An 11,806-nucleotide genomic window follows, 5' to 3' on the forward strand; every position below is an offset into this window, starting at 1 on the left:
AATAAGAACAGAGTGTGTGAAGGAAAGAACAGAGCGCATGCAAACCCTGAGTCCAAACTCTAATGGGTTTGCCCTGCACCTTATTGATCTTGGTTAAGTCTTGGACAGAAACTCATTTGCAGCGATCGTGTCTTTCCGTGTTATCCGCCCTTGCCGCGGCGCTTGCGCAACGCCGCATTCTGCGCCTGCAGGATGGCATCGACCCGGTCCGACGCCTCGCGCGCAAGGTGCCGTGCCCGCTCGCCGTCGGGGAAAAACTCTGGGCAACGATAGGAGAGCCACGCATAGGCGGAATACAGCCGGCAGCTGTCTTCCACCTCCTGCAGGTTGCGCCGGTACACATCATCCGGGTCACCCTTCAGCAGGGTCGGTTCTCGTTTGGCCAGCTTGCGCGCCCATTTCTGCCATGCCTCGTGCAGCGCCGGCACCCGCGATGAAATCGGCACGAGCGACAAGGTGAATTTATCAGGCAGGGACAGCGGCAGCGTATCCAGCCACAGCGCGCGGTCGGCCTGCTCCTCGGTGATGCGCGGCGTGAAAAAACCGTCGGGCACATCGATATTGGTGGCGAAGCGCTTGAGCAGCCGCGCCAGCGATTGTTCGCCGGTCACCGATGCGATGCGGTTCAGGTGTTCCAGCGTCGGCGCGACCGAAAAGCCGAGCACCGGCAGGGCAGGGAGCTTTTCCTGCAACAGGGAGCGGATCACATGATGGGTTTCGTCGTCGAACCCGGCGACGAAGCCTTCATCATGCACGCCGAAACGGCCGGCCCGGCCGGCGATCTGCCTGGCCAGCGACGCGGGTAGTTCCTCTTCATCGATACCGTTGAACTTGTTCGCGGTGGTCAGCACCACCCGCTCGATCGGCAGGTTCAGTCCCATCGCGATCGCATCGGTGCCGACCACGATATCGGCCGAGCCGTCGCGAAAGCGCGCCGCCTGCGCGCGCCGCACTTCCGGCGACAGGTTGCCATAGATGGTGGCCACCGAAAAATTGTTCTCGGTGATCAGGTCGCGCCACATCAGCACATCGCGGCGCGAGAAAGCGATCACCGCATCGCCTCGCCGCAGGTTGCGCAGCTTGCGCACCGCCGACGGCTCCATCGTCAACGGCCCCTTGCGCTTCAGTGTCCGCACTTCCAGGGGGCACTCCAGCCGCGCCGCCAGCGCTTCCACCGCCCGCCGCGCTTCCAGCGCGCCGACCAGGTAGACCGTCGTCGCAGGCGCGCCGCATACCGCCGCCGTCCATGCCGCGCCGCGGTCCCGGTCGGACAGCATCTGGATTTCATCGATCACCGCCACATCCACCCGGGTGCGCGTGTCGAGCATTTCCACCGTGCTGGCGACATGGGTGGCATCCTCCACTTCACGCCGCTCCTCGCCGGTCACGAGATTGACCTTCAATTGCCTGCCGCCCGGCCGCGCGTCGACCAGCCGTTCATAATTTTCCAGTGCCAGCAAGCGCAGCGGCGCGAGATACACACCGGTCTTCGCCTTTGCCAGGGCCTCCATCGCTTCATGTGTCTTGCCGGAATTGGTCGGGCCGAGCAAGGCGATGAAGCGGCGTGGCAGGCGGCGGGCGAGTTCGAACGATGCCGGGTATTCCGCCAGGTTGATGCTTTCCCGCGTGCGCGCCGCATTCCGTGCTTCCTGCTGTCGCTCGACCGCATGCAGGAGGCGCTGCTCGATGCGCTCGAACACCTGGTCCACCGGCACCGCCGAGTCGCCGGTCGACAGCGCATTGAGGAGGATCATCGGGTCGAGGCCGGCCTCATCGGCTTTCTCGCGGATGCGGGTGACGAAAGCGGCGACCTTGCGTTGCAGTTCATCAAAGGCATACGCGCTCGCCCGTTCGGTGATCAACTGCAATTGTTCTTCGGGTGCCATCTTGCGCCATTTGCTCGGTTTGGCCAGCACGCCCTTGCCGGGTACGAGGGCATACGGCACCTGCAGACCGTTCATGTTCACCACGCCGGCAAAGCGCAGGAAGACGCTGCCCTCCTGCTTGACGAGTTCGGCGCCGAGCGTACGGGCATGTTGCTCCGCGGTTAGCCCTTCCGTGCCGGAAGGCGGGTTGTCGGATTCGGGAGTGATCAGGGTCATCGCATATTTTTCTGGAAGAACAGGGGCCGTCATCGGGGTATTGCGACCGTCGCATGATACGCAATGCGACGCCGCACCAGCCTGCAACGGCGATTCATCGATAGGACTGCCGTAATCCGCCTGTGTTCAGTTTCAGTACGAAGGACCCATCGTTGCCTGTCGAAAAACCGCTTCTCAAACATGCGCCAGATGCCGCAGCACGAATGCGGCCCGCTGCAACCACCCGGCCAGCAGGGCAAACGGACTGCCGGCATCCCGCTCCGCATGCTCCGACCCCTGCAGCGCAAAGGCGCTCATTCCATCCGCCTCGACCACCAGCCTGCACGCCTTGGAAAATCGCAGCGTTTCGCCGGGTGCGAGCCAGTAGTCCGCCGTGTCGCCGGACCGGGTGATCCACAGCCTGCCGGTGCGGCACACCAGGGTTTGGTGGGAAAACAGGTGGATCGCCATGACGCTGCCCGGGCGAATTCTCGTTACCGCAACGTGGATGTCCGGTGCGATGCCGGAACCTCCATTGCCGAGTACCGTCACGGCGCTGTATACGGGAAGGAATTTCCTGGATGTGATTTGTTTTTGTTCCAAGCGGGCCATGTCTTGCTCCTGTCTGGTGGGAAAAAGCCCAAGAGACAGAAACAAAAAACCCGCCTCGTTGGGCGGGTTGTTGAACTTGTTACGACGACGTCAGGCAACCCACCATGGATATGGAATCGGGTTAATCGGCTTGACGGCAATGGTCGTAAGAAGTGTCATGTGTCGCAGGTTGCCATATTAATAAAAGACCGTCAACGATTTTGATATGCGTGGCCGGCCGATCCGTCCTTCCCTCGTTTTCGCCGTCGACGTCGTGCGCCGCGCAGGGGAGCGCGGAACGCTACAGGCCATCAGGTTACTCATGTGGACGGCATGTGCCGGCACGTGCCATCCAATGGAGAGATTCAATGCCCGACGCGACCACGCTATACCTTGATCTCCTGAAGCAATGCCTATGCGGCGCAATCAACCCGCCCGGCCGTCGCGAACCGATCGTAAGCCATGCGCGCTGTGCCGCGATGATCAGGAATGCGAACGACGCATTCGGGCGCTATCTCACACCAATGGGACATACGGTGGAGATGCTCTTAAGCCAGCGGACATCCATCTTCACTTCCGGCATGCTGCATGCCGGACTGCATGGCATGCATCGGGAGACGACGCCCGATACGATGTCGGATCTGGCAAGCCTGGATAACCTGCAGGCCTGTGTCGAGAGCGCGATCCGCGATGAGGTGCCCGGCGACCTGATCGAGACCGGGATCTGGAAAGGCGGCATGCCGGTCCTGATGCGCGCAATTCTGAAGGCGCATGGCATTGCCGACCGTACCGTCTGGGCGGCCGATTCGTTCATGGGCATGCCGAAGCCCGATCCGGCGACAAACCTGCTGGATGCAATCTGGCACTTCATGCTGGAACCGCTGGACGGGCTCAAAATTCCGCGCGACTACGTCGAAGGCATCTTCAGCAAGTATGGCTTGCTCGATGACCAGGTGCGATTTCTGGAAGGATGGTTTTCGGATACCTTGCCGATTGCGCCCATCCGGAAGCTGGCTGTCATGCGGCTTGATGGCGACTGGTACGAATCGACACGCACCGCCATCGAATCGCTGTACCCGAAACTGTCACCCGGCGGGTTCATCATTGTCGACGATTACGGCCTGCCGCTCGGATGCCGGGACGCGATCGACGAATACCGGCATTGCAACGGCATCGATGCGCCGATTCACTGGGTCAATCACCAGGTCATCTTCTGGCGCAAGCCCTTGCATTGACCCGGAGCGGCCGGTCAGGCCGGGTCGCCGGTCCAATAATCGATTACCAGCGATTTGTCGAGACAGGCTTCGAGCCTGGCTACGAACGCCTGGTGCGCCGGATGGACCAGGTAGTTATCCCGGTCCGCCGTCGTACCGAAGCTCAGCATGAAGCAATGGCTGAAGCTGTCATTCAAACCTTCCGGGCTGACATTGACGCCGTATTCGAAATCGATGATCCCGGGAATGCGCGACGGCAGCGCGGCAAATTCGGTGGAGATTTCCCCGCACTGGGCAGGAGAGGCATCGGGCTTGAAGGCAAACAGAACGACATGACGCAGGACGGTAATCGAAGGCATGGTTGTGGCATCGGCAAAGTCAGTAAAACACTCCTTGATGATCCACCGATTTGCGCAATCCGGCGTTGAGGCTCCTCAGCCGGATGCCACCAACTTTACGCGATGCATGTCCCGAAGGCAATTTTCGAACTTGTACCTGAAATGCCTGCCTATCCACCTATTGGTATCCCAGTGACGGATCATTTGACATGCCCGATTCCCGGTTAGGCCTGGTGTGCATCACCGACTCCGATGAAGTGCGTTATCGCATCATCACCCGCAAGCGCCTGCTGCAGCATGACCACGCGGCGCAGCAGGAACTTCTGCGCGAATTATTCACCGACAATCTCCGGCGGCTGGAGCGGGCGCTGCATTACTGCCGCCGCGAACAGATCTTTCTCTATCGCATACCGTCGTCCTTGTTTCCGTTCTCCGACGAGCCGGTCGGCCGCGAGGTGCTGGACGACATGGCAGCTGAAGTCGGCAGGGTGGGCGACTCCGCCACCGCGAGTGGCATCCGCCTGGTCATGCATCCCGACCAGTTCGTCGTGCTCAGTTCCGATTCGCCGGGTGTCGTCGCCAACAGCATCAAGATCCTCGACATGCACGCCCGCATCATGGACCTGCTCAACCAACCCCGGTCGCCGTGGGCACTCCTGGAGATCCACGGCGGTAAATCGGGACGCAGCGCGGCGATGATCGAACGCATCGCGCTTCTTCCCGACGGCATACGCCTGCGCCTCGGACTGGAGAACGACGAATATGCGTACGGAGCAGAGGATATCCTGGCCATCTGCCATGCGACCGGCGTGCCGATGGTGTTCGATGCCCATCATCATGTGATCAAGGAAGGGCTGTCCAGCTACGAGCACCCGAGCGTGTGCGAGATGCTGGAAAAGGCCCGCGCCACCTGGCCCGATCCGGCCATGCAGCTGGTCCATATTTCCAACGGCCGCACCGCGTTCAATGATCGCCACCATGCCGACCTGATCGACGACATGCCGTCGTCCTACGCGGCGGCGCCGTGGATAGAGATCGAAGCGAAATCGAAGGAGCTGGCGATCCGGAAGCTGCGCGGCGGGGAACGCAGGTTCGGATAAGAGCAGGCTGTTGGCGGAACATCAAATGCCGCGCCGCGGCAGGGCCGGTTCCTCGTCCGGCGCATGCACGTCGTCTTTTTCCACATCCTTTTCACCGGTCTTCTCGTCGGCCCATTCCCTGTCTTCCTCGTCCGCCGGCAATCCTTGCTGCAGGGGCGCAATCCGCTTGTCGTAGGCGAGTTCCACCAGCATCGGGAAATGATCCGACCCGTAGTACGGCAGTCGCCGGATATCCGCCAGGGTGAAATGCCGGCTATGGAATACATGATCGACCGGGAAGCGGATGAAGCGGTAACCAGCGTGGAAGGTGTTGAACATTCCGCGACCGATACGCGGATCGAGCAGGCCGCTGATCTTGCGGAACAGCCGCGTGGTGGCGGACCATGCCACATCGTTCAGGTCACCGGTGACCACCACCGGCAGCTTCGATTCGGCGACGCTCTTGGCGATCACGAGGAGTTCGGCGTCGCGCTCGGTGGATTCATCGTTTTCGGTGGGACTGGGCGGGGCGGGATGCACGAAATGCATGCGTACCCGCAACCCGGTGGGCAATACCACCGCCGCATGCATCGACGGCTTGTCCGGCTCCACCAGGAACTGGATTTCAGCGTCCTCAAGCGGCAGCTTCGAGTAGAGGTGCATGCCGTACAGGTTATCCAGCGGGCATTTCATCGTGTGCGGATAATCCGCTTCCAGCACATCCAGCCGCTCCTGCCACCATAGATCGGTTTCGAGCGTGACCAGGATGTCCGGATTGTTTTCGCGCACCAGCTTCAGGAAGGCATCCGCCTGGCGATTGGGTGTCAGGACATTCGCCGACAGGATGCGGATGCGCTCGCCGTGAATGGCGTCGTCCGCCTGCAGGACCTCGACCGGATAGAGGCGCGTGTAGGGATAGATCCACCATGCGTGGTAGAGAAAGCAGGCAAGCGTGGCCGCCAGCATCAGCCACGTCACGGTGCCCGACCGGTCCAGCAGGACCGGGATCGCGACAGACAGTGCGAGTGCGACGCTCGCCAGCTGAAGGCGCGGGAAGTCGAGGCCACGTATCCACCAGACCTCCTGCCGCGACAGGGGCAATAAGGTCAGCAGCACGAGCAGGCCGCTCAAGGCCGCTATCGTCGCAAACACCATGGGTGTTCTACTTTCATGTATGCGAAATGTTTACATCATCGCAGGCCCGATCGGCATTGCTATGCCGCACATCAAGAAGAGGGCGATAAGAATGCGGTTGGAAACATGAAGTTACGAAAGAATGCTGTCGTAATGCTTCGACAAATAATTTACCGCCGGCACGGAACGACTTCGCAAAGGGCATGTCCTAGCGGCATTACTTCCCTTAAGGAGCAGCATGAGCGCGCAGCAAGACATATTGGCCGCGATGGCCAATGACCTGTTCAACAAACGTCAGCGCCTGATCCAGGCCAGCCAGCCTGGCATCCAGGTTGTGGACGATCAGACCGCCAATGCGCTGGAAGCCGAGTACCGGTCGGCGGAAGCGGAATACCGGGCCGCCAAGGCGGCGTTCGCCCGTGCGATGAAGGTCAGGCAACAATCAAACTGAATTGCAATTCGTGAACCTTCCGCTGCTGTTGTCATCCTATAATCATTTCCCCCACATAGATGACAAGGGCCGCAATGCCTACTCCCGGTACGCCAGGCACGACTAGTACGCCGAAAAAGGCGGTCAAGCACTTTTCCATGATCCGCGAGTTCCATCTCGCGGATTTTTTCACGCTCGGCAATGCCGCCTGTGGTGTGGCGGCCGTCTTCCTCGCGATGATGTATGCGAGCACCCAGTCGCCGGCGCATTTCTTCGCCGCCGCGGCGATGGCGCCGGCCGCGTTCCTGTTCGATGTGCTCGACGGCCGCATCGCGCGCTGGCGGCGCCAGCATTCCGCTCTCGGGCGCGAGCTCGATTCCCTTGCCGACATCGTGTCCTTCGGCGTCGCGCCCGCCGCGCTCGGTTTTGTCGCCGGCCTGCAGGGCGGATGGGATTGGGTGGCGCTGATCTACTTTGTCTGCTGCGGCGTCAGCCGGCTGGCGCGGTTCAACGTTACCGCCGAAAGCCTGTCGGAAGGCGGCGACAAGGTTGCCTATTTCGAAGGCACGCCGATACCGACCAGCGTGCTGCTCACCGGGGTGCTCGCCTTCGCGGCATGGCAGGGCCGCCTTGGCGACGACCTGTATGGCGGCGCATGGACGGTGGGGCCATGGGAACTGCATCCGGTGGCACTGTTGTTCGTGCTGTCGGGCACGCTGATGATCAGCAAGACCTTCCGCATTCCGAAATTCTGACGCCCGGCGTGGTGCGCTATCACGGTGTGCCGACGCACCCGTCATGTCCACTGCACCGTACTCGGCAAGCCGGCATCGCCGGCATCCGGCGTCTTCCTCCGCGTCGGCACCTCCGGCATGTCTTCCGCCCTGGCATGGGCGCGCGCCTGGGGCAGGCGCCAGTCGGCACGCCGGTCGCCCATCAGGCGCCGCAGTTCGCGCACGCTGATTCCCGACAATTCATTCATGCGCAACAGGAGGAGGGGGTCGACCGGCGCCTGCCCGCACCGGATGCGGCGGATCAGCGGCGCACCAATATGCAGCACGTTGCCGAGCGCTTCGTCGTTCTCGAGGCCGAAGGTTTCGAGCAGCACATCGAACAGCATGTTGGGATTGTAGGGATGGGTAATTACGGGTGAATAGTCGAGCATTTTCTTACCGTCGTCGGGGTTGCCTGGATCGTCTTGAACGAACAAGACAGTCAGACCCGAAGCAGGGAAAGAAATTCCCGCCGCTTTTCCACTGCGGGACGACATAAGCGAGTAAGCTTCGCCGGTCTTCACGCCGCGCATTGTCCATTTGCTGCATTCGTCATGCGCAATATCAGCGCCGCGCGATAAACCAATCGCCGGTCTTCGGGTCTCATCGAATGTACTGTCCACGGCGCCGGCCTGTCAGCCTGCCGTGGCGGTGCTCAGCCGTCATATAACCTCTCGCTCCCTGAAAGGCGTCCCCCCGGGCTCCCGATGATTCTCTCCGACCCACTGCCGCCAAACGCCATCGCCGTCCGCGTCGGCTGCAGGCTTGTCTATGCAACCTCGCAGCCGGCTGCCGCATTGCTGCTGATACGGCCCCATCCCGATGTCGCGATCCTGGAGGAGAGCCTGTCATGTGATACCGGTTCACCGGCCGAACATTTCATCGATCACCATGGCAACCGGATGCTGCGCACCATCCTGCGCCCCGGGCTGAATGAATTCGTTCACGACGCGATCCTGATCGTGCCGGGCGAGGCGGACGATCCACCGCCTTGCACTCCGATGGACGCATCGGAAAGCCTGCCGTGGGAGGTGCTGCGCTACACCTTTCCGAGCCGGTACTGCGAATCGGACAAGCTAGGGCAGTTCGCCCAGCAAACATTTGGCGGCATTCCGCCCGGCGTGAGGCTGGCGCAGGCCATCTGTGACTGGACCCACCGGCATATCGAATACCGCTACGGTTCCGGCAACCCGCATCTGTCCGCCGCCGACGTGATCGGCCGCGGTTACGGCGTCTGCCGCGATTTTGCGCATGTGATGGTGGCGCTGTGCCGCGCGCTGGACATGCCGGCCCGCTATGTGGCCGGGCACATGCCGTACCGGGGCGTGGCCGAGCACGACATCGGCATCGATTTCCATGCCTGGTGCGAGGTGTTTGCCGGCGGTCGATGGCATACCTTCGACCCGCGCCACAACAAATCCCTGCCGGGAAGGGTCAAGCTCGCACACGGGATGGATGCGGTGGATGCCGCGTTCGCCACCTTCTACGGCCACGCATCGGCCGCGACATTCCAGGTCTGGTCCTATCAGGTCGATCCGGCCCTTGCACGGGCCGGCGATCCGATCGCCATCATCAAGGGCGGAAACGGCAGCGCCGAAGAGGTGGCCGGCGCATGCTTCGATGCGTTCCGCGTCAGGCCGCCGTTACCGCATTCATTGCATCCACCGTCACTGCAGGCTTCTTCGCCAGCACGACTTCATGGATGAAGCGCAATTTTTCGATTACCGGCGTCGATAGCGTGAACGGATAGGCGTCCGGCATGCCGATGCTGCGGTTCAGGCTGTTCAGTACATAGGCCAGCGCAAACCACTCCGCCATCAATTCGTTGAACTCCCCGGTGCGTAGCGGCCGTTTCTCGATCACCAGTTCCGGCTCGTTCGACTTTTTCGGCATCAGCGTCACGCCGCAGGCAAAGGCGGTATCGAGGGTGTCCACCATGTGGAGATAGTGCGCCCAGGTCTCCGCCCAGTCTTCCCACGGATGGGAGCTGGCGTAGCTGCTGATGTAGCGCTGCTCCCAGCCTTCCTGCGGACCGTTGTTGTAGTGGGTCTGCAGCGCCTGCGCATAGTCCTGCCGCTCGTCACCGAACAGCTCCCGGTAGCGGTCCAGCCATCCGGTGCCGGCAATCAGGCGGTCGAAATAATAGTGCCCGCTCTCGTGCCGGAAGTGGCCGAGCAGGGTGCGGTAAGGCTCATGCATCTGTTCGCGGGTCTTCTCCCGGTGGGCCGGATCGGCTTCAGCGATGTTCAGGGTGATCAGTCCGCTGGCGTGGCCGGTGAGGACCTTGTTGCCCGGCGTGTCCTCCAGGAACTGGAACGCCAGGCCATTTTCGGGGTCGTCATACCTTGATTTCGGCTGGAGATGCAATTCCCACAGCGAGTACAGCAGCCGCCGCTTGGCCGCTTCGAGGCGCGCCCAGTAGAGCCGGTTCTGGCCCGATGAGAGCGCCGGAATGATCTCGGTGAGCTGGCAGGATGCGCACAGTTCGCCGGGTGCGTCCGCCGGCAGCATCCAGTTGCACACATCCTCGCGCGAATAGTTGACGCACTGCTTGTACAGCTTGCCCGCATTGGCGGGATTCAGGCTGCGCCACACCGCCTCTCCGCCCGGTTCGAACGTGCTGATGGCACGATGTTCCGGCTGGTAGCCGAGCATGCCGCCGCAGTTTTCGCAGCGGATATTTTCAAAAAAAACCTGCTGTCCGCAGTTGTCGCAATGAAAAGTTTTCATGAGGTGCGAATGCTTGCCAAAGTGTTTTCCGATTGATGACGCGGTCTAATGCATGGAGGGAGCGGTAACTATATCGTTCCGTTCCGGGATGTTGTTTCCCTACCGCGTTGAGCGGAGTCATGACAATTGCTGCAGTGCAATTGCGGTAAACTGCACGGTCTGCACCTGTAAAGTCGGCCTGGCGCTGCGCCGGTTCCGCACCAATTATGCGTATCGACTGGAAATTCAAGGCGGCTTTCCTGTTCGCTTTCCTGCTGGTTGCCGTCAATGCGGCAATTCCCTGGCTGTCCATGTCATGGGATGGCGCTGCACAAGCCAGGCTCGATGCATCGCGGGAGCGGATTGCCTTCATCAATGAGTTCCTGTCGACGATCAAGGATGCCGAAACCGGACAGCGCGGGTTCATCATCACCGGCAAGGAAGAGTTCCTGCTGCCTTACCAGCTCGCGGTCAACCAGCTCGCCAAGGACGTTCCGCAACTGGAACAGATCATTGCCGACGATCCGCGCTGGGAAATCTACGGCAGGGAAATCGTCAGTTTCACAGCGCTCAAGATGCAGTCCATGGCGGAGACGATCGAAGTGCGCCGTAAAGGCGGTTTCGCGGCCGTGGAGCCGACCATCAGCGGCGCCAGCGGCAAGTACTTCATGGACCGCATCCGGGCGGCGGTCAGCGGCGTCGCGCGGGAAGAGTCGCTGGAACGGGACCGCCTGGGCATCGAGCTGAAACAGCGCATGGAAACCCTGGCCAACCTCAGCCTGCTGGCCGGCATCGTCAATGTTTTCCTGCTCACGGTGGCACTGCGATTCCTGTTCCGGGCCCTCATCGCCGGCCGGCATGCCGCACAGTCCTACCAGAACCTGAACCGGAAACTCGGCGACGGCATGGAGGAACTCGAACGGCGCAACCGCGAAGTCATGCTGCTCGGCCAGATGGCGCGCGCGCTGGAATCGCAGATCACGCTGCCGGAAGCCTTTCATGTGATCGTCACCTATCTGCCCAAGCTCCTTGCCGGCACCTCCGGCGCGCTCTACATCCTGCGGCATTCCGGCAACCTGATGGAAAACGTCGGCAACTGGGGCAAGCCCGTTCATGCCGACAACCATATCGAACCGGAATCCTGCTGGGCATTGCGGCGCGGCCAGCCGCATTCGACTTCGCACCCGGACGACCTGTGCTGCCCGCATTACGCCCGCGAGGCCGGCGATGCGCATCTCGGCCGGCTTTGCCTGCCGCTTACCGCGCAGGGGCAGGTGCTGGGCCTGATCTACATCGAAGCGCCGGCGGAGGAAAAAAGCGAGTCGTCCGCCATCGACCGCAAGCTGGAAGACCTTGCCCTGCCGATTTCCGAACAGGTGGCGCTGGCATTGTCGAATGCGCAACTGCGCCAGATCCTGCGCGAACAATCGATCATGGATGCACTGACCGGCCTGTTC

12 protein-coding genes are annotated in these 11,806 nt (G+C 61.6%); 6 read left to right on the forward strand and 6 right to left on the reverse strand.

The features are described 5' to 3' along the window. Positions 1 to 140 precede the first annotated feature (140 nt). Both V7080_RS17515 and V7080_RS17520 read right to left on the reverse strand, forming a co-directional pair. Complete coding sequence (locus tag V7080_RS17515) at positions 141 to 2,102, reverse strand: helicase-related protein (RefSeq protein ID WP_334189684.1); 1,962 nt, start codon at positions 2,100 to 2,102, stop codon at positions 141 to 143. Between the two features lie 174 nt (positions 2,103 to 2,276). Then, positions 2,277 to 2,693 (reverse strand): DUF2917 domain-containing protein, encoded by a 417-nt coding sequence (locus V7080_RS17520; RefSeq protein ID WP_334189685.1) that lies wholly within the window; start codon positions 2,691 to 2,693, stop codon positions 2,277 to 2,279. Positions 2,694 to 3,040: 347 nt separating this feature from the next. Between V7080_RS17520 and V7080_RS17525 the strand changes: the two genes are divergently transcribed. Next, the gene (locus V7080_RS17525) at positions 3,041 to 3,907 is read left to right on the forward strand and encodes a TylF/MycF/NovP-related O-methyltransferase (RefSeq protein WP_334189686.1); all 867 of its coding nucleotides are present in this window, start codon (positions 3,041 to 3,043) and stop codon (positions 3,905 to 3,907) included. 14 nt (positions 3,908 to 3,921) lie between these two features. On the opposite strand, the gene V7080_RS17530 is transcribed toward V7080_RS17525, so the two are convergent. Next, complete coding sequence (locus V7080_RS17530; RefSeq protein WP_334189687.1) at positions 3,922 to 4,245, reverse strand: Dabb family protein; 324 nt, start codon at positions 4,243 to 4,245, stop codon at positions 3,922 to 3,924. A gap of 188 nt (positions 4,246 to 4,433) precedes the next feature. On the opposite strand from V7080_RS17530, the gene uvsE reads away from it, so the two are divergent. Continuing rightward, the gene (gene uvsE, locus V7080_RS17535) at positions 4,434 to 5,324 is read left to right on the forward strand and encodes a UV DNA damage repair endonuclease UvsE (protein ID WP_334189688.1); all 891 of its coding nucleotides are present in this window, start codon (positions 4,434 to 4,436) and stop codon (positions 5,322 to 5,324) included. A 21-nt stretch (positions 5,325 to 5,345) separates the two neighbouring features. Here the strand turns inward: uvsE and V7080_RS17540 are convergent, their stop codons facing one another. Then, positions 5,346 to 6,458 (reverse strand): endonuclease/exonuclease/phosphatase family protein, encoded by a 1,113-nt coding sequence (locus V7080_RS17540; RefSeq protein WP_334189689.1) that lies wholly within the window; start codon positions 6,456 to 6,458, stop codon positions 5,346 to 5,348. A gap of 217 nt (positions 6,459 to 6,675) precedes the next feature. On the opposite strand from V7080_RS17540, the gene V7080_RS17545 reads away from it, so the two are divergent. Next, positions 6,676 to 6,888, forward strand: a complete 213-nt coding sequence (locus V7080_RS17545; protein WP_334189690.1) for a hypothetical protein — start codon at positions 6,676 to 6,678, stop codon at positions 6,886 to 6,888. 137 nt (positions 6,889 to 7,025) lie between these two features. Then, positions 7,026 to 7,622: a CDP-alcohol phosphatidyltransferase family protein gene (locus V7080_RS17550; protein WP_334189695.1), complete on the forward strand. Its 597-nt coding sequence runs from the start codon at positions 7,026 to 7,028 to the stop codon at positions 7,620 to 7,622. Between the two features lie 41 nt (positions 7,623 to 7,663). On the opposite strand, the gene V7080_RS17555 is transcribed toward V7080_RS17550, so the two are convergent. Further along, a complete protein-coding gene (locus tag V7080_RS17555) occupies positions 7,664 to 8,077 on the reverse strand; it encodes a hypothetical protein (protein WP_334189691.1) in 414 nt (137 codons plus the stop codon). Positions 8,078 to 8,347: 270 nt separating this feature from the next. On the opposite strand from V7080_RS17555, the gene V7080_RS17560 reads away from it, so the two are divergent. Beyond that, positions 8,348 to 9,346 carry a transglutaminase-like domain-containing protein gene (locus V7080_RS17560; RefSeq protein ID WP_334189692.1) on the forward strand — a complete coding sequence of 333 codons (999 nt, stop codon included), beginning with the start codon at positions 8,348 to 8,350 and terminating at the stop codon, positions 9,344 to 9,346. Here the strand turns inward: V7080_RS17560 and V7080_RS17565 are convergent. Beyond that, positions 9,273 to 10,370: a zinc-binding metallopeptidase family protein gene (locus tag V7080_RS17565; RefSeq protein ID WP_334189693.1), complete on the reverse strand. Its 1,098-nt coding sequence runs from the start codon at positions 10,368 to 10,370 to the stop codon at positions 9,273 to 9,275. The genes V7080_RS17560 and V7080_RS17565 overlap by 74 nt on opposite strands. Before the next feature lie 206 nt (positions 10,371 to 10,576). Here V7080_RS17565 and V7080_RS17570 point away from each other — a divergent pair. Next, on the forward strand, positions 10,577 to 11,806 hold a 1,230-nt coding region (locus V7080_RS17570; protein WP_334189694.1), incomplete at its 3' end, for a CHASE3 domain-containing protein.

Source organism: Noviherbaspirillum sp. (assembly GCF_036846085.1).
GTDB lineage: Bacteria > Pseudomonadota > Gammaproteobacteria > Burkholderiales > Burkholderiaceae_D > Noviherbaspirillum.